Source organism: Ruegeria sp. HKCCD4315 (genome assembly GCF_013112245.1).
Lineage (GTDB): Bacteria > Pseudomonadota > Alphaproteobacteria > Rhodobacterales > Rhodobacteraceae > Ruegeria.
The window spans coordinates 2087342-2111236 of the sequence record NZ_WVRN01000001.1 but is presented as its reverse complement, the minus strand read 5'-3'; the positions used below and the strand labels follow the sequence as shown (position 1 = coordinate 2111236).

The window sequence follows — 23895 nt, the reverse complement described above, 5'->3', positions numbered from 1 at the left end:
CATGGCCACCATCACAACGGATGTTCTGATTATCGGGACCGGACCTGCGGGTTCTGCAACGGCGGCTTTGCTGTCCAGCTACGACGTCGAGAATATGGTCATCAACCGCTATCGCTGGCTGGCCAATACGCCGCGGGCACATATCACCAATCAGCGCACGATGGAGGTGCTGCGCGATCTGGGTCACGAGGTCGAGGCCGAAGCCTATATGCATGCCGCGCATCAGGACTTGATGGGTGAAAATGTGTTCTGCGAAAGCCTCGCGGGTGAGGAAATCGGACGGATGAAAAGCTGGGGCAATCATCCACTGTCCAAGGCTGAACACCTGCTGTCCAGCCCGACGATGATGAACGACCTTCCGCAAACATTCATGGAGCCGATCTTATTTGGCACGGCCTGCCGCCGAGGCACGCAAGCGCGGATGAGCACCGAATACTTGCGACATGAGCAAGATGCAGATGGTGTGACAACGACGTGTTTGGATCGATTGTCGGGCGAAGAAATCACGATCCGGTCGAAATATCTGGTGGGCGCGGATGGGGGCAATTCTCTGGTCGCCGAACATGCCGGTCTGCCTTTCGAAGGTCAGATGGGCGTCGGCGGGTCCATGAACATCCTGTTCCGGGCAGATCTCAGTAAATATGTCGCGCATCGGCCTTCGGTCCTATACTGGGTGATGCAACCGGGTGCGAATGTCGGTGGCATCGGCATGGGTTTGGTCCGCATGGTCCGCCCTTGGAACGAATGGCTCATTGTTTGGGGCTATGACATCAACCAACCAGCACCCGAAGTTGACGAGGCCATGGCAACGCAGGTAGCGCGCCAGCTTGTTGGCGACCCCGAGCTTGAGATCGAACTGATCAGCGCTAACACCTGGACCGTCAACAACATGTACGCGACCCATATGCAGAAAGATCGCGTCTTCATCATGGGCGACGCGGCGCACCGACACCCTCCGTCGAACGGACTGGGGTCGAACACGTCGATTCAGGATAGCTTCAACCTCGCCTGGAAACTGGCGGCTGTCCTGAAAGGCCATGCCGGAGAGAACCTGCTGGAAAGCTACAGCGAAGAACGTTCGCCAGTGGCAAAGCAGATCGTCACACGGGCCAATCAATCCATCGGTGAATTCGGACCGATCTTTGAATCGCTCGGAATGGCCGAAGGCGTCGATCCAGAGGTCATGCAAAGCAACCTTGAGGCACGCTCGGGATCAACGCCTGAAGCTGCGGCACAAAGACAAGCCATTCGCGAGGCGATTGCCTTCAAGAAATATGAGTTCGATGCGCATGGCGTGGAAATGAACCAACGCTACGACTCCTGTGCGATTGAAACGGATGGTCAAACCAATCCCGGTTTTGATCAGGATGCTGAGTTGCACTACCAGCCGACGACTTGGCCTGGTGCGCGCATTCCACATGTCTGGGTGTTTGATCATGATACTGGGAACAAGCATTCAACTTTGGATTTGTGCGGTCGCGGAGAATTCACTGTGCTGACCGGAATTGGTGGCGAGGCCTGGGTAAAAGCGGCTGAAATGATCGCGAAAGAGCTGGGCATGCCCATTCGCTGTCACGTCATCGGCCCGCGCCAGACCTATGTTGACCACACCGGGGATTGGGCGCGGGCGTCCGAGATTTCAGATACGGGCTGTTTGTTGGTCCGCCCTGATCAACACGTCGCATGGCGCTCAGCCGAGATGGCTACGGATGCCGAAGCCGAACTGCGCCGCGCTTTGACCAAGGTGCTTTCCCGATGACCCAATCCAGAGCAAACTTATACAAGTTAGGAGGCCAAAATGGACTCGCATGAGATGGGATACTTTACCGAAGAAAACTCGGCCGAGGTCGTCACCGCACGGAACAAAAACGCAGAAAGCGAACGGCTGAAGCAGGTGATGGAGGTCATCACCCGAAAGCTTCATGAAGCAGTGAAGGAAATCGAACCAACGCAGCAGGAATGGTTCGAGGCGATCATGTTCCTGACCAAGGTCGGGCACATGTGCGATGACTGGCGGCAGGAGTATATTCTCCTGTCCGATGTTCTGGGCGTGTCGATGCTGGTGGATGCCGTGAATTCTCGTCGCCCAACCGGAGCCTCCGAAAACACCGTGTTGGGCCCATTTCACGTTGGCGATGCCCCTGAATACGCAATGGGGCATAACATATGCCTTGATCAAAAGGGCGAAGATATGGTGGTGCGCGGGCGTGTGACAGACGTTGACGGCAAACCGTTGGAAGGCGTCAAAATCGACGTCTGGCAGGCAAACGACGAAGGGTTCTATGACGTTCAGCAAAAAGGCATCCAACCCGACTTTAACCTGCGCGGTGTTTTTAGAACGGGACCGGACGGAAAATACTGGTTCCGCGCTGTCAGGCCCAAACATTATTCTATTCCTGACGATGGCCCCGTCGGAGATTTGTTGAACCGGTTGGGTCGCCATCCGTTTCGCCCGGCCCATTTGCACTACATTGTGTCAAAGGAAGGGTATGACGAACTGACAACCCACATTTTTGACCCCGAGGACAAATACCTCCATTCGGATTCCGTTTTTGGTGTCAAAGAAAGCCTGATCGCCGAATTCCGCCGCGTCGATGACCCGACACGTTCTGCGGGAGTTGGCTTTGAGGGGCCCTATTGGGATGTCGAATTCGACTTTGTCCTCGCACCGAAAGAGGCCTGAAATGTCCGAACCCTGTATCATCTGTGTTGCAATAACCGGGTCCTTGCCAACCAAGGCCAATAACCCGGCGGTGCCCATAACAGTCGAGGAACAAGTCGAAAGTACACAGGCAGCTTTTGAGGCAGGGGCATCCATCTGCCATGCCCATGTTCGAAATGACAACGAAACGCCTTCGAGTGACCCTGATAAGTTCGCACGGTTGAAAGAGGGGCTTGAGAAACACTGCCCTGGCATGATCATCCAGTTTTCGACAGGAGGGCGGTCGGGGGCAGGCAAGACGCGCGGCGGCATGTTGCCCTTGCGGCCGGATATGGCCTCGTTGTCGGTAGGGTCGAACAACTTTCCCACGCGCGTTTACGAAAATCCACCCGATCTCGTCGATTGGCTGGCAGCAGAGATGGTGACTTATGACGTCAAACCAGAGATCGAAGCCTTCGACCTGAGCCACATCCTGAAGGCGGCCGAGATGCACAAGAAAGGGCAAATCAAGGACACGCCTTATGTGCAATTTGTCATGGGTGTGAAAAACGCAATGCCTGCGGATCGGGACGTATTCGACTTCTACGTGAAGACAGTTGACCGACTGTTTCCGGGTGCACCGTGGTGCGCTGCTGGCATTGGCGCCCAGCAGGAGGTTCTGAACCACTGGGCAATTTCGTCTGGCGGCCATGCACGAACCGGCCTCGAAGACAACGTACGCCTGGATCGCAATACGCTGGCACCATCAAATGCAGCGCTTGTAACGCGCACTGCAGAGATCTGTGACCAATACAACCGCCCGGTTGCGACAGCCGGCCAGGCACGAAATATTTTGGGCCTCTAGACCGGGTTTTGCGCACTTTGGAAATCCTACAATCCCGGTCTGACAGTCAGGCCGAAGGCTCGGTTATTCTATTGGGCAAGGTTTGCTCAAGTTCTGGCGTGATCGGGATATGCTCGGCGTCGTCACCCGGCGGCAGTTTGAATGGACCATTGGCCCAATCCGCCGCTTTTCAAGACTCTTTGGCCTCTTCAATCCTGTCTCGCGACGATGAAACGAAGTTCCACCAGATATAACGCTCCTCGCTCAGGGTTGCACCGCCCAGCGCCATGAGACGCGCACCCTTTTCAACAGCCCGAACGCTGATTTTGTCACCGGGTCGAAAGACCATCATTTGCCCGGCTTCGAAGACGTCGCCAGCAACCTCAACAGACCCTTCAGTGACATAGATTCCACGATCCTCCTGATCGTCAGGCAATGGAAAATGCGCGCCCGGAGAAAGAATGACGTCGATGTAAAACGTCTCGGACTGCATCGTCACGGGGCCGGTTTTGCCATAGGCAGATCCGAGTATGAGCTTTGCTTGGATGCCTGTATCTTGAAGCTCTGGAAGAGCCGCGTTCTTGTGATGTTCAAAGTCCGGTGCCATCTCCTCGCGGTCTTTTGGCAACGCGATCCAGGTTTGAATACCAAACAACCGGTTGCGCTTCGCCCGCGTTTCCGCGCTGGTGCGTTCGGAATGCGTGACGCCCTTGCCTGCAACCATCCAGTTCACTTCTCCCGGATAGATCATCTGATGGGTGCCGAGGCTGTCGCGGTGTTCAAATTCGCCATCATATAAATAGGTTACGGTTCCAAGACCAATATGCGGATGTGGGCGAACGTCTATGCCGCCTTCCGTGATGAACTCTGCTGGACCCATCTGATCGAAAAAGATGAATGGCCCGACCATCTGGCGTTCAGGCGCAGGCAACGCGCGCCTGACTTCAAAGCCACCTAGATCACGGGCGCGCGGAATGATCAGAGTTTCAACACTGTCTGCTGAGGCATTTGGGCACTCAGGGTTATGCGTGGGGTTCCAGCTCATGCAGTGGGTCCTTTGTTTGTAGTCGGGTCTTGGCAAATGCGCCGCCGGTCACAGGAAATGACCGGCAGCATCCTTAGGCCCCTACGTTTCCAGCGTGGCGGTGACGCGATCCGGTGTAAACGGCATGTGGCGCAAGCGCTTGCCTTGTGCGGCGTAGAACGCGTTAGCAATGGCCGCAGGCACCATCGGAGTGCCAACCTCGCCGACACCAACAGGCGGCGCATCGACCTCCGCGACGTAGATCTCTATCTCAGGCATCTGCGACGCGCGTGTGATCTCGTAGTCCCAGAAGTTGCTCTGCACCACCTCGCCGTTTTCGATGTCGATCTTTTCGGAAAGAGCCATCGAGATTCCAAATACGATCCCACCTTCGATTTGATTGAGCGCGTTGTCCGGCGTGACAATCAGGCCCGCATCGATGGCCGCCCAGAAGTTGGTGATCTGTATCTCTCCGCTGTCCGCGTCGACTTCAACTTCCGCCACACCTGCCGCCATTGATGAACTGTAGCCAGCGAAGGAAAGACCTAAGTTTCGATCACCCCGATTGTACCAATCGGACATTTCGGCCACTTTCTCGAGCAGGTGCCGCCCGCGCGGGTTTTCTGAAACAAGGTCCAGCCGGAACTCCAACGGATCCCGCCTGGCTTGTTCTGCCAGTTCGTCCATAAAACACTCTGCCGCAAAGGCCGTGTAGGACGCGCCAATACCGCGATAGGGGGCAAGGCGCGCGTGCCTTTCCATGATCAGGTGATCGGCGCGGAAATCCTTAATCCCATAGAATTTGCTCTCTGCACCGCGCATCGAGATCACATCGTTCGGGTTAACCGCGTCCCAACGCACGGGATTGAAAAACCCGATCACCGTTGGTGTAGCGACCTTGTGATACCACCCGTCGAGTTTTCCGTCCGCAGTCAGACCTGCCTCAAGCTTTTGCGCTGCAGCGGGACGGAAGGTTCCCTGCTTTAAGTCGTCTTCACGCGGCCAGATCACTTTGACAGGGCGTCCAATAGCTTTCGAGCACAGCACTGCATCGCGCACATAGTTCTGCATCAGGGCTGTGCGTCGACCAAATCCTCCGCCCATTGTCATCATGTTCAGTCGAACGCTTTCGACAGGGATGCCCAACACCTCCGACACGGTGCGCGCGGTCCACGACTGCGTTTGCGTGCCTGCCCAAACCTCAGCACCTTGCCCGTCCGCATCGACTGCCGCGACAGCTGCCATCGGCTCAATCTGAGCGTGGTAGGCATAATCCGACAAATAAAGCTGCGAATACTGACGGTCAGCGTTGCCAATGGCTGCGGGGGCGTCGCCTTTCTCGGCCCAGGTTGCACCCGACGCTTCAGGAGCGCTGACAGCTGCGGCGTATTCGGCCAGCGTCTCTTCGCTTTTTGAGGTTCGGAAGGGTGAGGTGGTGGACCATTCGACCTCAAGCAAGCCCCGTGCCCCCAAGGCAGACCAAAGGCTTTCCGCGACGACGGCGACGCCGTCCGGTACTGTTACGATATCGATGACGCCCGGTACTTCGCGTGCGGCAGCGTCGTTGATGGAAAGCGGCACCTCGTCCTCGACTGGTGCGCGCAGGACAGCTGCATAGGCCATATTGGGCACTTCCACATCAATGGCATATTCAGCCTGACCTGTGCTTTTGGCCGGAACGTCGCGACGCGGTAGGTCTTGCCCGATGATCCGAAACGCGGATGGGTCTTTCAGAGGCACGGTTTCAGCGTCTGGTACCGTCACATCCCTTGAACCGAGCGCCGCAAGTTCACCATACCCTGCCTGCTGGCCATCCGGGCCCAAAACAACACTTGGTTCGGTCCTAAGGCTGGCTTTGTCCACACCCCATTCGCGCGCTGCGATTTGCAATAGAACGTCGCGCGCCTGCCCGCCTGCCTTGCGCATCGGGTCAAAGTAGAACTGCGTTCCAGTGCTGCCAGCCGTGTACAAAACACCGCCAAAAAGCTGATTTCCAAAGCGCCGATCATCAGCGTTCAACTGTTCGATCTCAACGTCGTCCCATGCTGCATCCAGTTCCTCAGCGAGGATCTGCGGCAGTGTGGAATAGCTGCTTTGCCCCATTTCGGTCGAGGGGAAGACGATCCGGATGCTTCCGTCGGCCCGGATCGTCAACCAATGATTGACATCCAGCGTTCCAACTGCGGCCTCAGAGCGGACCGATGACAGCCCGCCCACTCCAATGAAGAACGTCAGGCCAGCGGCGCCTTTTAGAAAACCTCGGCGGTTCATGGTCATAGTCATCTCAAACCTCCTTGGCTGCGCGTTCGATGGCTTTGAAAATGCGGTTGTAGGTTCCGCAGCGACAAAGGTTCGCGCTCATCTCATCGACGATTTCCTGTCGTGTCGGGGATGGATTGCCCGCCAGAAGTGCCGCTGCGCGCATGATTTGGCCCGACTGGCAATAGCCGCATTGTGCAACCTGCTCTTCGATCCAGGCCCTCTGAACAGGATGCGAGCCGTCTTCGGACAATCCTTCGATCGTCGTGACTTGCGCATCCTCCACGTCGCTAACCGACATCTGACACGCGAAGCTCGCAACACCATCCACATGCACCGTGCAGGCCCCACACATGGCAGCACCGCATCCGTATTTCGTGCCCTTCAGTTTGAGTGTGTCCCGAAGGACCAGCAGCAACATTTCGTCAGGGGGGGTATCAACCTCTACGGGTCGGCCGTTCAATTCGAATTTGATCATTTGGAACAGTCCTTTTGATGCCTGATATTGATGGGGTCGCGTGGAGTGGGTTTCGTCATGGCCTGACCATGGAGTGGTTTTGCCGGACTCCGGTGCCCGAAGGGACCACAGGCGTGACACGAACTTTCAATCCCGGCAGCAAAGCCGGGTTGGGGTTCTCCAAATCCGCCCACACCCGAATTTTGCCGTTTTTGTCGTCCACCCAGACGGCCGAACCAGTTTGCGTGAATGGCTTTTGCAATACCGCGCCAGTTTCCGACACAATGCGAAACTGGGCCAAATCCGAAGATGCCCTTGGACGCGCGTCATTCCCGTTCATCTCCTCAACCCAGTGGGCGTAAGGGATCTCAAAAACAACGCGCAGGCGGTCAAGGTTCACGATCTGAAACAAGGGCGGGTCACCAGAGCTGAACTCAACCAGTGACCCCGGCCCGACCTGTGGATCTTCAACATGGCCAGAGATCGGCGCGCGGATGAACGTGTCGTCGTAATTCGTTTGCGCGACCTTCAACTCCGTTTCCACCAATGCGGTTTCCGCCTCAGCCAATTTCAGGTTGGTTTCCGCTTCGAACAAGGCGACCTCTGTTGCGGTTCCTCGCGTGGACAACTGAGCGGCGCGTTCCATTTTATCGCGCGCTTGATCCAGCAAAGCCTCGGCCTTGGCCAGCTCTGAAATTGCGGCATCAACCGCCAGTTTTTCGAGATCATTTCGCAGCCAAAGCAGTGGAGTGCCTGCCTCCACATAATCGCCTTGGGCGACAAGTACCTCTTCGACAATGCCTTCTGCGCGGCTGTACACGTCCGACCGTTCAACTGCTTCGATACGGCCTTCAAATCCTAGGTCTCCCGCTGACGCGCAGTCAGGCCCGTGAAATCCGAACAAAGCTGCAAGAACCATGACCGGCAAACCGCGCCATTTTGACGTGGATGGGCAAAGCATCTCAAACACTCTCATCATGGCGCAATCAGATGGCGGACGACGGGTCCGCTTTCTCTTGTGTCGAAAGCTGCGACGGTCTTTTGAACATCCTGATCCTGCCGCGACACCCGAGCGTGCTGAGCCAGATGTTCTTCCCAAGATGAAACCATGAAGGCTTCGACCCATAGCTCGGGGTCTTCGGCACTTTGGAAGACACGCCAATCATAGGCGCCATCGCGCCAGCGCTCGCCCGACCATTCCTGGATCGCGGACAGGAATGCCGCTTCGTCTTCGGGGCGGATGCGATAATCGACTTCGACCATGACAGGACCGCGGGATTCCATGCCGTCCTCCTCAAGGGCAACCTGTGGTGCAGGCCAATGCATAGAGGGCGTTAGGTCCAGATCGACGCCCTGACCAAGCTGGAACTTGCGTGTTAGAAGCATGCCGACGATCAGGCCTCCTGCTGCGAGTAGCAAGGTAATCGACACAGATGATGCCGTGGCCACCTGGCCCCAGATTGCTGATCCAAACGCCATGGACCCGAAGAAAACCATCAGATTCACAGACAATCCTCGGGCCCTGACCCAATTGGGCAGCGCCGTCTGCGCCGAAACATTGAACGTGGTGAGAACGGCAATCCAGCTAAAGCCACCCAACAATGCGGCGACATAAGCCAACGGAGGTGTTGTCGCCGTTGCAAGAATAGCCATGGCAACGGCAGTGCCGATGGTGCCGCCTGCAGCTGTCGTGCTTGCATCAAGCCTCGCGCGGAACTGCGGGAGGGTCAAAGCACCCGCAACAGCCCCTGCACCGATCAAAGTCAGCAACAGACCATAAAGCGTCGCCCCGCCGCCTTCGATTGTCCGGACAACCAATGGCAATAGCGCCCAATAGGCAGAGGCAAAGATGAAGAAGGCAAAGGATCGGATCAATGTTGCCTTGAGCGGTCCGTTATGAGCGACGTGCCGCATGCCAGTCATCATTGCGTTGAATACAGGCTGAGATGTCTTCGAAACACCGCCTTCGTGCTTCCAAAGCAACAGAGCGCCGATGATCACAAGGTAGCTGACCGCGTTGACAGCAAACGGGGCCGCCAGACTGACCGATGCAATCAGAACGCCCGCCAAAGCAGGGCCAATGGCACGGCTGATGTTGATGCCCATTGAATTCAACGCAATGGCTGGCTGCAACGCATCACGCGGCACCAGGGTTGGCACGATCGCTTGCCAAGCAGGAGCCATGAAAGCTGTGCCAGTTCCGATGGCCAACGTGAACAGGATCAGCAGCGTGGGTGTTACCAGTTCAAGCTGAACCAACACGGTTAGCACCGACACCAGTACCAGAAGCACCACGTTCACTGTGATTAGCAATTTGCGTTTATCAAGCCGATCCGCCAGCGTTCCGGCGTACAAGGCAAAGACAAAAACCGGCAGGGTTGTTGCCGCCTGCACCAACGAGACCACAGCAGGGGATGAGTTGAGCGTTGTCATCAACCAACCCGCGCCCACATCATGCATCCACGTGCCGACGTTGGAGATTAGGGTCGCGACCCAAAGAAGTGCAAACGCCCGATGTTTGAACGGGGCCCAAGCCGAGTTTGATGCCGCAGGTGCAGGTTTTGCGATGCTACCACTGGATGACATCTGCCAACTCCTCGCGGTTTTTTTCGGCGTAGGACCGCACAAACGGGCAAAGAGGCACTATGCGGAGACCCTTGTCGCGCGCGTCTGCCACAAGCTGTGCAGCCAAGGCCCTCGCCAGGCCACGGCCACGCAGCTCATCCGGGACAAACGTATGATCGGCGATGACAAGGCTGGGCGTGACCTTAGATAGTGTCAGTTCCGCCTCACTCACGATCCCGGACACCGAAGCGCCGTACCGAGCTTTTGTGTCGCTTTCGCTGTAAGTGATTTTTAGCTTTTGGTCGTCCAACATGGGATATCTCCTGAGGTCTTTCCGCTATTCAGCGGCAAGGCTGCCTTGGTTTTGCGCCGTAGCGCCGGGGGCACCGAAAATAGGAACGGGTGACCAATCGGGAAGCTCCGGCAATGGGGCTGGTTCATGCGCCGCAAAACGGGCCTTGGCGTGCACGATCTTGCCGCCTGTCAGCGTCAGGTCGGCCTCGATCTCGGTGATCTCGTCCTCGGCGATCGAGAAATAATCCCGGTCGAGCACGGCGATATCTGCCCATTGACCTGCTTTGATCTGACCCTTCTTGCCGTTTTCCCGGCTGAACCAAGCCCCTGCAGCTGTCCAATGACGCAACGCGTCGTGCCGATCCAAGCGGTTCGCCGCACTCCAGATGACGTCTCCGCCGCGACCCTTGCCAGAAACGGCCCAGTGAATGGCCAACCACGGATTGTATGAGGATACTCGCGTGGCGTCCGTGCCAGCGGCAAGAGGCACACCAGATGCCATCATCTTCTTGACCGGCATAACCTCGCGCAGGGCGTCTTCACCGTATCGGTCGCGATAGGCTGTCGTCTGAAAAGCGATGCGGTTTTGGTAGCTGATACCGCCGCCAAGCCGGGCGACCCATTCCATGGTGGATTCCGAAATCGTCTCACCGTGATCGAAAATCCAGTTCAGCTCTTCCAGCCCTTTGTCACGACCGACCTCTTCGATAAGGCTCAGCAACCGGTGGGCGCTTTCTTCATACGTGCAGTGGAAACGGATCGGCCATCGGTTTTCGAACAGAAACTCCAGTACTGGCCTGAGGTCTCCTTCCATCCGCTTGGGCAGATCGGGGCGTGGGTAGCTGAAGTCTTCGAAATCATAGGCCGACGCGACCAGCATCTCGCCCGCTCCCACGCATTTCAGGTAGTCGTTGCCTTCATCTGGTTTGACGATGTCATTCCACCGTTTGAAATCGTCCAGTTCGAACATCGGACGTTGTGCAAAAAGCTGATAGCCGATGCGCACCGTTTGCTCGCCGCGCTTATTTAACTCGGTGATCACACCGTAATCATCGGGATAGTTCAGGAAGCCACCCGCGCAATCCAAAGCTGAGGTCAATCCAAGCCCATTCAGCGCCTTGAAATAGTGCTTGGTCGAGGTGACCTGCTGCTCGAAATCCAGCTTGGGTGCCATGTCCAACAGCGCATAAAGCGGCTGAGCGTTGGGCCGCGCCAGTGCCAACCCGGTCGGGTTGCCCTGATTGTCCCGCTCAAGACGGCCCGAGACAAAGGGTTCGTAGAAATGCTTGTCGATGCCGATTGCACGCAGGGCGGCTTTGTTCAGCCACGCGCGATCATACAGGTGCAACACGTAGACAGGCACGTCCGGCGCAACCGCATTGATCTCATCAATTGTTGGCAGACGCTTTTCGGCGAATTGGTCAACGGACCAGCCGCCTACGACACGGATCCATTGACCCGCAGGTGTACGCTCCGCCTGCGCCTTTAGCATACGCAGACCGTCGGCAAGAGACGGAACGTGGTCCCAGCGCAGCTCCATCGCGAAGTTATTGCCTTGCCGAATGATATGCGTGTGGCTGTCGATCAGCCCGGGGATCACACGTTGGCCGCCCAGATCGATTGTCTCGGTTTTAGGACCCGCAAGCCCGAGTGTCTCCTTGTCTGTACCAACAGCCGTGATCTGATCCCCCGATATGGCCACAGCTGTAGCTTCGGGCATGTCGGGATCCATTGTCGTGATCTTGCCGTTGAAGAGTATCTTGTCTGGGGCGGCCATGATTTGCATCCTTTGGCAAAGCGGGACTGGTCGGTGCCCGCCGGTCGGGCACAGATGAGAATGGTTTGAGAAATCGCCCGCTCGGTTTCACGGGGAGGGATGAGGGGACCGAGCGAGCGCGGCGCGGCAGATTATTCTGCGGCGACCTTGCCGGCGGGCACCGCGTCCAGTGTCGGACCAGTGTGACGGGTGCGCGATGGGGCCTTGTGGACCATCGTATAGGCGTAATCCACGCCCATGCCGTAGGCACCGGAGTGTTCGCGCACCAGGTCCATGACAGCGTCGTACGTGTCGCGCCGTGCCCAGTCTCGTTGCCATTCCAGCAGAACTTGCTGCCAGGTCACAGGGATGACTCCGGCTTGAACCATCCGGTCCATCGCGTATTTGTGGGCATCAACCGACGTACCCCCCGACGCGTCCGCAACCATGTAGATTTCGTAATCCGTATCGGCCATGCAGCTCAGCGCGAAGGTGATATTGCAGACCTCGGTCCAAAGGCCGGAGACCACGATTTTCTTGCGGCCTTCAACTGCCCCGCGTGCCAGCGCATCGCGGACTTTCTGGTCGTCCCAAGAGTTCATGGACGTGCGTTCCAGCAAAGGCGCCTGGGGGTCAACGTCCAGAAGTTCAGGATAGGTTTGCCCCGAAAAGCTGTCTGTTTCGACCGTTGTGATGATTGTGGGCACGCCGAAAATCTTGGCGGCTTTAGCCAGGGCAACGGTGTTGTTCTTCAGCGTCTGACGATCAATCGATTGCACACCAAACGCCATCTGCGGCTGATGGTCGATGAAGATGATCTGGCTGTTCTCTGGGGTCAGGACATCAAGTTTGGACATTGTTCGTTCCTTGGTTGAGTTTGGATGGGGTTAAAGGGTTTCGGTTTTGCTGGGTTCTGCGACTTGGTCCGCCTTCGTCACGGCGAAGGATTTCAGATGCAGGGCCTGCGACACGGCGTCGGAATGGCCCCTGATCCATTGCACGGCGGCTTCTCCGGCAAGCATGCCCAAGAGGCCCAAAAGGGCGATGATTGGTGGGGCCGGACTGCGGACTGCGATCAGGCCGTAGATGACCCCGATGCCAAGGCCCGCTGCGAGCGATATAAGGTAGGGTTGCCAAGTCACGTTGGACCTCGTTGGAATTTGGATGCGATTGCTTTGACGACTGAGTTTTCTGGGCGTGCGGTCCCCATGTTGGTTCGGTGCTGAAACCGACGGCACGAGGCTGTTTGACGGCTGTCCAGCCCTCCGTCCAGCGCACGTCCTTGCAAGGCCTTTTGGTAAATCGCGATCATTTCACTCAGTTCCAGGTTCTGTTGTGTAACGATGTGGGGTGTAGTTTGAACTCGACAAAGCAGAAGTTCTGCGGGTATGCATTAGCTGGGCTAAACTATAAATTTGAGCTGCCATGCCACTGACCCGATTGCCTTCCTTGCTGAGTTTGCGCGCCTTTGAGGCGGCGGCCCGGCGCGGATCAATCAAGGAAGCAGCCTATGAACTTTCGGTCACGCCGGGCGCGGTCAGCCAGCAGATAAAGGCGCTGGAAGCCGACCTTGGAGTGCCTTTGTTTGTGCGAAAGACCCGCGCGATCCATCTGACACCTGAAGGACAGCGCTTGCAGCCGACGATCAGCGAAGCGTTTCTGCAGATTCGCCAAGTGGTCGATGAGGTCCGCCCCAAGAAAGCACCGAAGCTTCGTATAAGCTCCAGTAATGCGCTGATCAGTAAGTGGCTTTTGCCTAGGCTTCACAAGTTTACCAAGGACCACCCTGACGTTCAGGTCCATATCGAGTCCGAAAACCCCTCGGACCACAAAACCCACGCCACGGCCGATATCGAGATCCGATATGCAAGCGAGCCGCCTTCGGACCGGTATGCGCAGTTGCTCCACCGTGAGCTGATGCTGGTTGTTGCCAGCCCGGCTGTGCTGAACACATTTGGCATAAGGTCTCCTGCCGATATTAACGCCGCGCAGGTTTTGTACGACACAACGCCGATGCTGGCCGGATCGGTTCCCAGCTGGGTTCTTTGGAGCCAACACGCTGGTCTCCCGAATGCGGTAGACCCTTCCAAAGCCATGCGGTTCGAAAGACCACCGGGCGGTCAGATTGTGGACGCCGCGATCGCAGGCGCGGGTGTAGCGCTGTGTGGATCGCTGCTGGTTTACTCGGCACTTTCTGACGGTCGGCTGATCTGCCCATTCGGTCCTGTAGTAGAGACAGGGTTCAACTATTTCATTTGTTGCCACCCGGGGCGCGAGCGTGAAGAGCATATCCATGAGTTCATGTCCTGGGCGCGCAAAGAAGCCGCTGTGTTGTCTACGTTGAATGCGCTGCTTGATCATTCAGCCGAGGCTGACGTCCCCGTTGAAGTGGGTCGCTAGGGCCGTCAGCTCGGAGTTGCGCAATTCGTGCCCGCCTTCGTGAATATCTGATGTGACCACGGCGCCATTCTCGGACAGCCATTTGATCAGGCGTTCCGACATCGTCAGCGGCGTGATCGGATCGCGCCGACCCGCCGTCACCAGAACCTTCCGTCCCTTTAGCTGCGGATTTACTTCGGGTTCCCAAGTCACCATCGGATGCAAGAGCCCGACCGCTTCGAAAAGGTCCGGACGTTTAAGAAAGACGGACGCCAGAATATTTGCCCCGTTCGAATAGCCGAAACCATAGACGGGGTGGCCGGGATATTCTGAGCGATGGGCTTCGATGAACGCGATCATCTTTTCAGTCGCGCGCGCAAGGTCCTCCATGTCATAAATCCCCTCTGCGGCGCGACGGAAAAACCGCGCCGCGCCCATCTCAGAGACATCACCGCGCGGCGAGACCACTCCGCCTCCGGCAACAAGCTCGCCAGCCAGTTCGAAAAGCTGATGCTCGTCCCCTCCGGTGCCGTGAAAGGCAAAAACCAGCGGACGGGCAGATTGCGGCGCCCGCACCAGCGCCTGATAGAGATCTTTGGACATCTCAACCTCCGTCATCATGGTTCAAGTGAGGGCAGAAGACTTTCTATCTTGCTGCGATGTGGCTCGTAACGGGTGGGCAGCTTGAGCGCTTCACCCAGATGGGCCGTATCTTCGTCACGGTCAAAACCGGGCTCGTTCGTGGCGATTTCGAACAGCACACCACCCGGCGTGCGGAAATAGATCGCCCAGAAGTAGTCGCGGTCAATAACCGGCGTGACCTGATAGCCGGTATCCAGCAAAGCCTGCCGAACACGCAGCTGCGCGGCGCGGTCTTCGACGGCAAAAGCGATGTGATGAACGGACCCAGCGCCTTGACCAGCGGTCGGAGCACCTGACGGTAGCTGTTGCAGATCAATCGTGTCTGCAGCGTTACCCCCCTCGATCACGTAACGAGTAGCGTCACCTTCGGATTCAGCTTTCTGGTACCCCATGAATGTCAGCAGTTCACCCGTCGCGTCGACGTCCTTCAACGCAAAGCGTGCGCCTCGGAAACCCAAAATTCCAGCGTCATCGGGAACACCGCCCTGGGTCCAGGCTGTCCGACCTCGCACGTCAGTTTCGACCAAGGCAAAGCTGTCGCCATCGGGACCGTCGAAGGACAAACGCTTTTCTCCGAAGACGGTGTTTTCGGTCAGCCCGGTCACACCGCCAGATGCAAGATGCTGTTTCCAGAACGCGATACCACCTGTAGGGATGGCAAACTCCGTTATTCCAACCTCTCCGGCACCACGACGCCCCCGAGGCATCTGGCCGAATGGAAAATAGGTCATGACCGAGCCCGGCGTGCCGATCTCATCCCCGTAATAAAGGTGATAAACCTCAGGTGCGTCGAAATTGACCGTCTTTTTCACCCGGCGCAGACCCAGGGTGTTGGTGAAGAAAGCATTGTTGATGCTGGCGTCTGCAGCCATCGATGTGACGTGGTGCAGCCCTTTGATGTCTTTGATCATGTTCCGCTCCTGGGCGAGTGTTCAACTTGCATCAAAGATGGCGTATCTATTATTGAAGTGAATAGACAATCATGTAGGTTTATTATTGACGAAAACGGAATTATTAAGCTGACATGATCGAGCTTAAGCCCATCCGCGTCCTGCGCGCTGTATCAGACCAGAAAAGCTTTTCCTTGGCCGCGCGCGAACTGGGTATCGCTCCGGCATCAGCAACACGCATCATAGCGCAGCTTGAGAAAGACCTCGGCACACAGCTTCTGGTACGCACCACACGTCAAGTTTCATTAACCAGCGCCGGAGCAACTGTCCTTGCGCAGTACCGACCGTTGTTGGAGGGGTTTGAGGAGGTTACACGAAACCTTCAACGGGCCAACCAACCTGACAAGGGCCATCTGCGTCTGACCGCGCCGGTATCACTGGGCGTAACTTTGCTGCCGCAAGTGATCTCGGGGTTTCGTCTCGTCTATCCGAATATTTCAGTCGAGATCAACTTCACCGATACCCTGCTCGATGTGATCGAGGAAAACTGCGATTTAGCTGTACGTGTATCGGGCCCGCCTACCGATAAATCAACAATTTGGCGCAAACTGTGCGAAGTCCCACGACACATGATTGCTGCGCCGTCTCTGTTTGACCGCATTCCCAGGCCTGATCATCCGCGCGATCTGAACCCAGACTTTCTTATGTCATACAGCGCGCAAGGTCGCTCCGAAACCTGGGAATTCTCTCATGCAGGTAGCAACGTTTCGATTCAAGCAGGCGGAAAGGTAATCTCCAACAATGGAGACTTCCTCTACGCTCTTGCGGTCGCTGGAGACGGCATATGTGTTCTACCCGATTTCATAACTTACAAGGGATTGGCCAGCGGGCAAGTCGAGCAGGTGATGCCAAACTGGTCTATCACATCGTTGTGGCTTACGCTGTACTACCCGCCATACGAACAACTCCCACCGATCGTCGGAACGTTTGCCGAGTACTTTGAAGCGTTTGTGCAGAGCCATCCGAACCTGGAAACAACAGCTTAGCACGTGGACTTGCCGAGTGCTGTCAACTTTGTACCAAATAAGATCACGGTTTTCGCGGCAAACTCAGACTGGTTCGAATTCGTCTGACCGCAGCGCCATCAAAGCCCACAGCGTTTTTGACTGGCAAAAAGTCCAGCGCGCCTGCAAAGCAAGCACGTCCCATCTTTGCCAGAACTCTGGTTGCCCCTTCGATGCAGATCAGATCACCGTATCTGGTAATAGAATGACAGCTTGCGACTGGCGCCTCCGGGCGGGCGTGGGAAAGGTGCGGCGGTTCGGACCTGTTCCTTTGCGGCACGTTCTATGTCGGGTGAGCCAGAGCTTTCGACGACTTCGACCCAAGCCAAAGAGCCATCGGGATCAATCTGAAAAAAAACGCGCGCATATCCGCGCGCAGCAACGTAGACGATTGGCGCTCGGTTCAAATGAACCAGAACCTCACCGGCATAGTTTGTTGTGTCCGAGTTTCCGGGGCCACGTCCCCCAGACCGATTGCTGCCTCTGCTTTGTCGGAAGACATCCACACCTTCTCGTTTGAAGGCCGTGAGAGGCGATTCAACTGTCTGTTCGGGAAAGCGCAGATTGTCGAAGTTTCTGAAAACCTCCAATGATCTTGGCTGTTCTGTTTGCGCATTGCGATTTGGTGGTCGTGGTCGAAGCGACGATGTAGGGGCCTGATCCGTTTGGTCTGATTCCGCTTCGGGAAGAGGCACATCAGCGTCATCCTCCAAAGGGTTCAACGCTGTATCCGGTGTCACGGGCTCGATGGTTTCAGCTTCTTCGGTGTCGACCGGAGAGAGCTCGGGTGGCAATGCGGCAATCTGTACGTCATTTACCGGTTCTTCGACAGAAGAGGGCTCGACCGGGGAAATGGTTTGATCGGGCGTTGCTTCCGGGTTTTCAGTCGCGGTATCGGACCCTGCGGCTTCAGCGCTTTCACCATTGTCATCAAGGGCTTGTTCCACAGGTTCGGTGACGGCTTCGTCAGGCGCTCTGGGCTGAATGATCGTCGAGTCTCCGGTATCGGGCGCATAGGTTTGCTTTGGGTCGGGCGACGCGACACGGGCATCGCTTGTGGGAATTTCGGCCTCGCGCGGCTCAACTGGTGGTTCTTCTGGCGGGGGCGGAGCTTCGGTCAGCTCCGGCTGAACGGGTTCAAGTTGGGTATCGACAAACTCTTCGAATGTATTGCCTAGCTCGACAGTGTCAGTTTGGTCTTCTCCGGTGGCTTGGTTTGAAAAGTTTGGCACAGTCAGGGTTAGGCCCCCAATATGCACCAGCACAGAAACCGAGATCGCAAGGAGTGCGACGAATAAAGACCGCCGGATCATTCGAGGGCCTGTTCTGTCACCAGAAAAACCGAAGGCGCACCTAACCGGCGCAGATTGCTGGTAATCTCCATCAACACGGGGGCAGGTGCATTTCTATCCGGCACGATCCGCACAGGCCCGCCGTCGTGGTCTTGCATGAATGCCTCGGCGCTTATCGGTCTGCCTCGAAAGCGCAACGTGCCATCCGGATACAGGACAAGCGCATCTGGGGGCTCGCGGCCTTCAAGATCTGCGGTGTTTACCAGATCCAGTTCTGAGTCCAGCGGCGGCGCTATCGTGCCCGCGATCAGAAAAAAGATCAGAATGAGGAAGACGACATTGATCAGCGGAATAGTTGAATCTCGGTGTCGGCCGGGTCGGATTTTGCGGATCATCGACTTACTCCAGCACGCTAACCGTCAGACCTTCGCGACCACGCAGCCGAACAAGAAGATCCACAAGACGTTGTGCGGACGTGTCGTTATCAAGGCTGACCAGAACCTGACCGGTCAGGGTTTGCTCGGCCAAGTCGTCAAGCGACATGGGCTGGCCATTCAACACCGCCCGCGTGGCGCCAAGTTGAACAAAAAAGCGCTCGGTTGGTTCCGCGTCGCTTGACCCGCCCGCAGCCGCACTGCTGAGTTCAATCTCGCTGAACCGTGAAAAGGTCGAGGACAGCATGAAAAACAGCAAAAGCAGAAAGATCACATCGATCAGGGGCGTCATCGACATACGCCGCCGGACAAATGGCGCGGTGTTACGCATGTTCCGGTGCAACTGAGACCGCGCCAGCCTCTACTGCGCTTGTTATCGAGGGTCCTGGCACCAGAACCGTGCGAAGAGCCTTGTCCGCAAAAACACGCTCGCGTGCGGTGCGACTTTCCAGCCAGGACAAAACCATCGAAGTCGGCATTGCAACGGCCAGACCTACGGCAGTTGTAATCAAGGCCACCCAAATCCCACCGGCCAGAACCGATGGATCAACTGATGACCCTGCGGCTTGCAGGCTTTGGAATGCGCTGATCATACCCAGAACCGTGCCAAAAAGACCCAACAAGGGTGCAAGCTGTGCCACTGTGTCCAGCAGGCGGAAGCCTCGCTCCAACCCGGCGAGAACAAGGCTCGCCTCGGCATCCAGCCTGTCATCGGCACCGGGCACATCCGATGCGTCCATTGCAGCGCCAACGATAGGCGCAAGATAGCTTTTGCTGCCAGTCAGCTTTGCGCGTGCTGCATTCTGGTCACCTGCGTCCCACGCGGCGAGTGCTTCGGACAGAACCGTGTGCCGACCGACACCACAGACCGCAAATTGCCAGAGTTTGTAAAGCGTGACGGCCAGTGTCAGAACCGACATCGCGATCAGGATCGCGACGACGGGCCCACCAAGGGCAAAGATTTCGCGAAGTGCGGTCAGTGGACTCATCCCAAAAGCTCCATGTCTACCCGGCTGCTCGGCGACAGGGCATCTTCGCAAACTTCACTTTCGGACCCGTCCACCACGCAGGACTGTGCGCCATTGATCAAGGCTTTCCCAACCGAGGCGCAAGTCAGGTTTGGTAATTCGAACTGACGAACGCGTGCTTTGTCGGCCGGCAATTCACCGAACCTGAAAATAGAGAGTTGCAAAAGGCCACCATCGACATCAAACAAGACCGTTTCAAACACCGCGTTGTCTATCGAATGTCCGGTTTCATTCTTGACCAGAAACGTAAACCTGCAGGAGCCCTCGATATTCTCGATCGTGTTCAACTCCATAAACAGCTTGCCTGATTGTTCGGCGTCAGATTGCGCAAGCGCGTATGACGACAGCCCCCCGCACAACACGGCCGCTGCAAAAAGGCGACTAAGAAACATAAGTTTACTCCAATTTTGTTGCGCTCAGTTTGCGGGCGATGACCATCAGTTGGCCGTTTGTTTGTTGTCCCAGTTGTTCGTTATGTAAAGGGTAACGAAGGGTCGAGGAGTAAAAGGATCGTCATCGTAAGTTGATGAGTGCGTCTACATCGTAAGAAATACGAAGCACAAAAAGAATTTCAACAGCGCTTGTGAACATCAAACCCAGCCGTAGCGGCGCCGCGAGCAAAGGGCGAAAGTTTCAATCTAGGGCAGACACAACAGCTTGCCCGCTTAAATGCTGGGTTACGCCAGAACGGTGGATTGGACATGCTTTGCATATAAAACTTGCTAATCGCGCATCAAATAATGCATATTTGTCTATATTTTTTCGTCATTATAATAACAAAAAGTATACTTTTTAAGGGGCGGACATCGAGCACAGTGCAATTTGCACGTATCAGGACCCAAAGGGGGAAGGGGCTCGATTTTGTCGTGGTTAAAGATTGTGTTGGTTCTTTGCTTTGTTGTGATCATGCCGTTGCAAGCCGTTGCCAGCATTGGAAAAGTTATCAGTGCCAAGCAAGGTGCCCAGCTTATTCGTGAGGGAAAAGCTCAGCCTGTGTATTCAGGGATGGATGTCGTGTCAGGGGATACGATTTCCACGGACCGGACTGGGTTGATCCAAATTGTCTTTGTGGATGACACCAAGATCGCAATCGGCCCCAACGCGCGCATGGTGTTGGATGTGACTCTTTTACGTGGCAATCGTAAAGCCAAGAACTTTGCTGTTCAGGCGCTTGGCGGCAGCTTTCGGTTTATTTCCGGCAAAAGCCGAAAGAGGGCTTATTCGATAAAAACACCTTCAGCGACGATGGCGGTTCGCGGCACAACTTTCGATATGTGGGTCGTGTCGGAACAGCAAAGCGCGATGCTTGTGCTTGAGGGGACTGTCCGAATGTGCGGCCTCAAGGGATCCTGCAGATCTTCGGGGCGTCAGTGCAGCATGTACGCGACAGGCGGCAGCGGAGCCGTCGGGCGCCCTGCCAGCCAGGCACAATATGAACAGGCGTTACAAAGCGGGTTTCCCTTTGTTCAATCCCAGGAAGGTCTTTTGCCACCGTTGCAAGTAAGGGTCGAAGGCTGTGCCGGGGAAGCTGCGCCGATACGACGTGTCAAACCCAATAGGGCAGAGCCACGCGCAGCGCCTTTGGAACGTGGGGAGAGAACGACCACGGTGGAAGCGACGCCATCCGCAAGCCCGGCCCCTTCAGGGCAAAGTGAGCCCGAACACGTGGATCCCGATCCGCAAGAGCCCGAGTACGAGGATCCTGATCCACAAGAGCCGGATTATGAGGACCCCGATCCGCAAGAACCTGAACGCGAAGAAACTGACCCTGAAGATCCCGACCTACAAGAGCCTGAAAGGGAATAGTTCGACGGACGCTTTTGAGTAACAGCGTGTTTTTCCTCTTACCCGGAGGAGGATGTGAGCAAAAAGATACATAAACCCAAGAACGGGCGATGGGCCTTTCGTCTGGTGGGGTTGATCCTGATCCTACTTGGCTGCACTGTACGAGCATTGGATCCTTACCCTGTTCGCATGACGCGTTTGATCTACTTCGACGTTTTGCAAAGGTTGTCCCCGCGAGAGTTCAATCCGGATCTTCCCATACGCGTCGTGGATATCGATGAAGATGCTTTGGCCAATTGGGGGCAGTGGCCCTGGCCACGCACTTTGGTTACGCAGATGGTGCAAAACCTTGGGGAATACGGTGCTGCAGCCATCGCATTCGATATGCTGTTTGCGGAGCCGGACAGGTATTCGCCGTCACGGCTTTTAAACGATCCGTCATTGGCTGGCATTCTGACGGTGGAACACCACGCCAAGCGGCTGGACAATGATGTGCTGCTGGGTATGGAAATTGCCTATTGGCCAGTGGTTCTGGGTGCCGCCGCGCGGTTGTCTGAGGAAGGCAAAAGTATCGCGGCCAAAGCGGGTATCGTCGAATTTGGAGAAAATCCCACTGCGGGTCTGATCTCGGTTCCACATTGGACGCCTATTGCGCCTCCGCTGGATCGTACTGCCGCCGGTATTGGTGGAGTCAACGTCTCACCCATCGGCGGAACAGGCATCGTGCGCCGCGTGCCGGTGCTTTGGGATGGGCCGGATGGGCCTATGCCTGGTCTGGCTATAGAGTCTTTGCGGGTCGCGTTGGGAGAAACCAATATCTTCGCCGAAGGCGCTGTGGACGAAGAAGGGATCATGTTGGCGGTTGAGGTTGGCGGATACCAGGTGCCAACGACCGAGAATGGCGAGCTTTGGCTGAAGTATCGGCGAGACACACCCGACCTGTATATTTCGGCCAACGACGTTATGAAGGGTTCTTCGGATGCGTCTTTACGGGCCGAAATCGAAGGGCGCATAATACTCGTCGGAACATCCGCTGCCGGATTGTTCGACATTCATCAAACGGCGCTTGGGGAAAGCGTTCCCGGTGTTTCCATTCATGCGCAGATGATCGAACAGGTTCTGACCCAAGACATGCTCAGCCGTTCTGACGTGACGGCTGCGCAAGAACTGCTTGCTTTTGTCTTTCTGGGGCTTGTGGTCATCGCCGTCATGTCCAGCTTCGGCGCTGTCGCGTCTTTCGTCGCCGGAGGTATTGCCGCAGCTGCAGTTCTTTCGATCAGTTGGATGGTCTTTCAAAACCAATCGGTGTTGTTCGACGCAACATTTCCTTTGATCGGCGGCATGGCAAATTTCGGTCTTTTGGCGGGGTACCTGTTCATATCGACCGAGCGCGAAAAGCGTGAGATCCGAAAGGTGTTCTCGCATTACGTCGCCCCTGAGATCCTTGATGAAATGGAGTACTCGGGTCACCAACTGCAACTGGGGGGGGAAACTCAGGAAATCACGGTGATGTTTTCAGATATCCGTGGGTTCACCTCTCTGTCCGAGTCGGCATCCGCCACTGAACTTGTTTCAGTACTGAATGCGTTGTTCTCCAAAATCGGGGACCAGGTGTTGTACGAGCGGGGAACGATCGACAAGTTCATTGGCGACGCAATAATGGCCTTTTGGAATGCGCCAATACCCGTCGCGGACCATCCGTGTCGCGCGGCATTCGCCGCGCTCAAGATGCGGGATGCTTTGGCGGACTTCAACGCATCCGACATTATGAAAAGCCGTCAACCCATTGCATTGGCAACAGGAATTGCCACTGGGCAGGCGTGTGTTGGTAACATCGGGTCCGAAAAACGTTTCAACTATACTGTCATCGGCGATGTCGTGAACGTTTCGGCACGGCTCGAACAAAGCTGCCGTACGGTCGACTATGACATTGTTGTTTCAAACGGGGTTGCTCAAGCCGGGCAAGCGGACCTGGCCCTGTTGGAAGCCGGACATGTTGATCTGAAAGGCAAAGCCAACCCGGAACCTGTGTACGTGTTGGTAGGTGACAAACTTGTGCTGGAGACTGCGGCGTTCAAAGACCTCAAAGTTCTGCACAGCGAATTGATTTCTGCGATCACTGGTCGACACCCGCAAAGCAGAATTGAAGATTTGTGCCGGTGCTGCGAGGGCTTGGCTGAAAATATCGAACCTGGGCTGCGCCGGTTCTATCGCGCGCTTCTTGGGCGAACGGCCGATTTCAGATCAGACATACCTGCAGGTGAGCTTATCTTCACCAGATACAATCAAAGGCTTGGATCTGAGTAGGCGGGGTCACGTCCCGGAAAACGATCTGCTTTAACCAGACTTCATTGAAATGGCCCGTGCGCGTGAATTTGGCAACTCGACGCCGGGTGATCTTCTGTTTTGACGCCTTTGGCGCGCGGGATATCGCACAAAAAGATGTCGCATTCCTTGAATTTGGCGTAAGACGTTAGCGCAAACTGTTTTGCAAGAAGCCAGCAATAGCCTGGTCGTAAATTGCGACGGACAAAAGGGGGA

Annotated in this window: 22 protein-coding genes and 1 pseudogene; 7 read left to right on the top strand and 16 right to left on the bottom strand. The window is 56.2% G+C overall.

The annotated features are described in order from the left end of the window. Position 1 precedes the first annotated feature (1 nt). From GS646_RS10560 to GS646_RS10550, 3 genes are read left to right on the top strand one after another with little or no spacing between them, the layout of a single operon-like run. Positions 2 to 1759, top strand: a complete 1758-nt coding sequence (locus GS646_RS10560; RefSeq protein ID WP_171182530.1) for an FAD-dependent monooxygenase — start codon at positions 2 to 4, stop codon at positions 1757 to 1759. Positions 1760 to 1798: 39 nt separating this feature from the next. Continuing rightward, a complete protein-coding gene (locus GS646_RS10555) occupies positions 1799 to 2683 on the top strand; it encodes an intradiol ring-cleavage dioxygenase (protein ID WP_171182531.1) in 885 nt (294 codons plus the stop codon). A gap of 1 nt (position 2684) precedes the next feature. Continuing rightward, a complete protein-coding gene (locus GS646_RS10550) occupies positions 2685 to 3506 on the top strand; it encodes a 3-keto-5-aminohexanoate cleavage protein (RefSeq protein ID WP_171182533.1) in 822 nt (273 codons plus the stop codon). Positions 3507 to 3552: 46 nt separating this feature from the next. Here GS646_RS10550 and GS646_RS10545 read toward each other — a convergent pair. The 9 genes and pseudogenes from GS646_RS10545 to GS646_RS10505 form a co-directional block, all read right to left on the bottom strand. Continuing rightward, positions 3553 to 4530, bottom strand: a pseudogene (locus GS646_RS10545) (pirin family protein). 81 nt (positions 4531 to 4611) lie between these two features. Further along, on the bottom strand, positions 4612 to 6792 hold the full coding sequence (locus GS646_RS10540; protein WP_171182535.1) for a xanthine dehydrogenase family protein molybdopterin-binding subunit: 2181 nt from the start codon (positions 6790 to 6792) through the stop codon (positions 4612 to 4614). A 1-nt stretch (position 6793) separates the two neighbouring features. Next, complete coding sequence (locus tag GS646_RS10535) at positions 6794 to 7246, bottom strand: (2Fe-2S)-binding protein (RefSeq protein ID WP_171182537.1); 453 nt, start codon at positions 7244 to 7246, stop codon at positions 6794 to 6796. Between the two features lie 55 nt (positions 7247 to 7301). Continuing rightward, positions 7302 to 8204 carry an efflux RND transporter periplasmic adaptor subunit gene (locus GS646_RS10530; protein ID WP_171182539.1) on the bottom strand — a complete coding sequence of 301 codons (903 nt, stop codon included), beginning with the start codon at positions 8202 to 8204 and terminating at the stop codon, positions 7302 to 7304. Beyond that, a complete protein-coding gene (locus GS646_RS10525; protein WP_171646749.1) occupies positions 8201 to 9811 on the bottom strand; it encodes an MFS transporter in 1611 nt (536 codons plus the stop codon). Before GS646_RS10525 ends, GS646_RS10530 begins: the two co-directional genes overlap by 4 nt. Continuing rightward, positions 9795 to 10103, bottom strand: coding sequence for a GNAT family N-acetyltransferase (locus tag GS646_RS10520; RefSeq protein WP_171091841.1), 309 nt, complete (start codon positions 10101 to 10103; stop codon positions 9795 to 9797). The genes GS646_RS10525 and GS646_RS10520 overlap by 17 nt, the downstream gene beginning before the upstream one ends. A 24-nt stretch (positions 10104 to 10127) precedes the next feature. Next, positions 10128 to 11861: an amidohydrolase gene (locus tag GS646_RS10515; protein WP_171182543.1), complete on the bottom strand. Its 1734-nt coding sequence runs from the start codon at positions 11859 to 11861 to the stop codon at positions 10128 to 10130. A 131-nt stretch (positions 11862 to 11992) separates the two neighbouring features. Next, positions 11993 to 12697, bottom strand: coding sequence for a hydrolase (locus tag GS646_RS10510; protein ID WP_171091846.1), 705 nt, complete (start codon positions 12695 to 12697; stop codon positions 11993 to 11995). Positions 12698 to 12727: 30 nt separating this feature from the next. Further along, entirely contained in the window at positions 12728 to 12982 is a 255-nt protein-coding gene (locus GS646_RS10505) for a DUF1427 family protein (protein ID WP_171182544.1), read from the bottom strand. A 283-nt stretch (positions 12983 to 13265) separates the two neighbouring features. Between GS646_RS10505 and GS646_RS10500 the strand changes: the two genes are divergently transcribed. Further along, the gene (locus GS646_RS10500; protein ID WP_171182546.1) at positions 13266 to 14240 is read left to right on the top strand and encodes a LysR family transcriptional regulator; all 975 of its coding nucleotides are present in this window, start codon (positions 13266 to 13268) and stop codon (positions 14238 to 14240) included. Here the strand turns inward: GS646_RS10500 and GS646_RS10495 are convergent. Together GS646_RS10495 and GS646_RS10490 are read right to left on the bottom strand one after the other, a co-directional pair. Beyond that, a complete protein-coding gene (locus GS646_RS10495; RefSeq protein ID WP_171091852.1) occupies positions 14202 to 14822 on the bottom strand; it encodes an alpha/beta hydrolase in 621 nt (206 codons plus the stop codon). The genes GS646_RS10500 and GS646_RS10495 overlap by 39 nt on opposite strands. Positions 14823 to 14836: 14 nt before the next feature. Next, complete coding sequence (locus GS646_RS10490; RefSeq protein ID WP_171182548.1) at positions 14837 to 15772, bottom strand: VOC family protein; 936 nt, start codon at positions 15770 to 15772, stop codon at positions 14837 to 14839. A 113-nt stretch (positions 15773 to 15885) separates the two neighbouring features. Between GS646_RS10490 and GS646_RS10485 the strand changes: the two genes are divergently transcribed. Next, positions 15886 to 16797 (top strand): LysR family transcriptional regulator, encoded by a 912-nt coding sequence (locus tag GS646_RS10485; protein WP_171182549.1) that lies wholly within the window; start codon positions 15886 to 15888, stop codon positions 16795 to 16797. A 203-nt stretch (positions 16798 to 17000) separates the two neighbouring features. Here the strand turns inward: GS646_RS10485 and GS646_RS10480 are convergent, their stop codons facing one another. The 5 genes from GS646_RS10480 to GS646_RS10460 are packed head-to-tail and all read right to left on the bottom strand — an operon-like array spanning position 17001 to position 19961. Further along, positions 17001 to 18128, bottom strand: coding sequence for a TonB family protein (locus GS646_RS10480; protein ID WP_171646751.1), 1128 nt, complete (start codon positions 18126 to 18128; stop codon positions 17001 to 17003). Continuing rightward, positions 18125 to 18502, bottom strand: a complete 378-nt coding sequence (locus GS646_RS10475; RefSeq protein WP_171646753.1) for a biopolymer transporter ExbD — start codon at positions 18500 to 18502, stop codon at positions 18125 to 18127. Before GS646_RS10475 ends, GS646_RS10480 begins: the two co-directional genes overlap by 4 nt. 4 nt (positions 18503 to 18506) lie before the next feature. After that, positions 18507 to 18833, bottom strand: coding sequence for a biopolymer transporter ExbD (locus tag GS646_RS10470; protein ID WP_171647049.1), 327 nt, complete (start codon positions 18831 to 18833; stop codon positions 18507 to 18509). 31 nt (positions 18834 to 18864) lie between these two features. Beyond that, positions 18865 to 19530, bottom strand: a complete 666-nt coding sequence (locus tag GS646_RS10465; RefSeq protein WP_171646755.1) for a MotA/TolQ/ExbB proton channel family protein — start codon at positions 19528 to 19530, stop codon at positions 18865 to 18867. Further along, entirely contained in the window at positions 19527 to 19961 is a 435-nt protein-coding gene (locus GS646_RS10460; RefSeq protein ID WP_171646757.1) for a hypothetical protein, read from the bottom strand. The genes GS646_RS10465 and GS646_RS10460 overlap by 4 nt, the downstream gene beginning before the upstream one ends. Positions 19962 to 20430: 469 nt before the next feature. Between GS646_RS10460 and GS646_RS10455 the strand changes: the two genes are divergently transcribed. Together GS646_RS10455 and GS646_RS10450 are read left to right on the top strand one after the other, a co-directional pair. Further along, positions 20431 to 21375: a FecR domain-containing protein gene (locus GS646_RS10455; RefSeq protein ID WP_253746365.1), complete on the top strand. Its 945-nt coding sequence runs from the start codon at positions 20431 to 20433 to the stop codon at positions 21373 to 21375. 54 nt (positions 21376 to 21429) lie between these two features. Next, positions 21430 to 23661 (top strand): CHASE2 domain-containing protein, encoded by a 2232-nt coding sequence (locus GS646_RS10450; protein ID WP_371732069.1) that lies wholly within the window; start codon positions 21430 to 21432, stop codon positions 23659 to 23661. Positions 23662 to 23895: the final 234 nt, after the last annotated feature.

Bases quoted from the DNA above. Each gene is read 5' to 3' on its own strand.
- GS646_RS10560 (WP_171182530.1), top strand. From the start codon at position 2: ATGGCCACCATCACAACGGATGTTCTGATTATCGGGACCGGACCTGCG.
- GS646_RS10555 (WP_171182531.1), top strand. From the start codon at position 1,799: ATGGACTCGCATGAGATGGGATACTTTACCGAAGAAAACTCGGCCGAG.
- GS646_RS10550 (WP_171182533.1), top strand. From the start codon at position 2,685: ATGTCCGAACCCTGTATCATCTGTGTTGCAATAACCGGGTCCTTGCCA.
- GS646_RS10540 (WP_171182535.1), bottom strand. From the start codon at position 6,792: ATGACTATGACCATGAACCGCCGAGGTTTTCTAAAAGGCGCCGCTGGC.
- GS646_RS10535 (WP_171182537.1), bottom strand. From the start codon at position 7,246: ATGATCAAATTCGAATTGAACGGCCGACCCGTAGAGGTTGATACCCCC.
- GS646_RS10530 (WP_171182539.1), bottom strand. From the start codon at position 8,204: ATGATGAGAGTGTTTGAGATGCTTTGCCCATCCACGTCAAAATGGCGC.
- GS646_RS10525 (WP_171646749.1), bottom strand. From the start codon at position 9,811: ATGTCATCCAGTGGTAGCATCGCAAAACCTGCACCTGCGGCATCAAAC.
- GS646_RS10520 (WP_171091841.1), bottom strand. From the start codon at position 10,103: ATGTTGGACGACCAAAAGCTAAAAATCACTTACAGCGAAAGCGACACA.
- GS646_RS10515 (WP_171182543.1), bottom strand. From the start codon at position 11,861: ATGGCCGCCCCAGACAAGATACTCTTCAACGGCAAGATCACGACAATG.
- GS646_RS10510 (WP_171091846.1), bottom strand. From the start codon at position 12,697: ATGTCCAAACTTGATGTCCTGACCCCAGAGAACAGCCAGATCATCTTC.
- GS646_RS10500 (WP_171182546.1), top strand. From the start codon at position 13,266: ATGCCACTGACCCGATTGCCTTCCTTGCTGAGTTTGCGCGCCTTTGAG.
- GS646_RS10495 (WP_171091852.1), bottom strand. From the start codon at position 14,822: ATGTCCAAAGATCTCTATCAGGCGCTGGTGCGGGCGCCGCAATCTGCC.
- GS646_RS10490 (WP_171182548.1), bottom strand. From the start codon at position 15,772: ATGATCAAAGACATCAAAGGGCTGCACCACGTCACATCGATGGCTGCA.
- GS646_RS10485 (WP_171182549.1), top strand. From the start codon at position 15,886: ATGATCGAGCTTAAGCCCATCCGCGTCCTGCGCGCTGTATCAGACCAG.
- GS646_RS10480 (WP_171646751.1), bottom strand. From the start codon at position 18,128: ATGATCCGGCGGTCTTTATTCGTCGCACTCCTTGCGATCTCGGTTTCT.
- GS646_RS10475 (WP_171646753.1), bottom strand. From the start codon at position 18,502: ATGATCCGCAAAATCCGACCCGGCCGACACCGAGATTCAACTATTCCG.
- GS646_RS10470 (WP_171647049.1), bottom strand. From the start codon at position 18,833: ATGACGCCCCTGATCGATGTGATCTTTCTGCTTTTGCTGTTTTTCATG.
- GS646_RS10465 (WP_171646755.1), bottom strand. From the start codon at position 19,530: ATGAGTCCACTGACCGCACTTCGCGAAATCTTTGCCCTTGGTGGGCCC.
- GS646_RS10460 (WP_171646757.1), bottom strand. From the start codon at position 19,961: ATGTTTCTTAGTCGCCTTTTTGCAGCGGCCGTGTTGTGCGGGGGGCTG.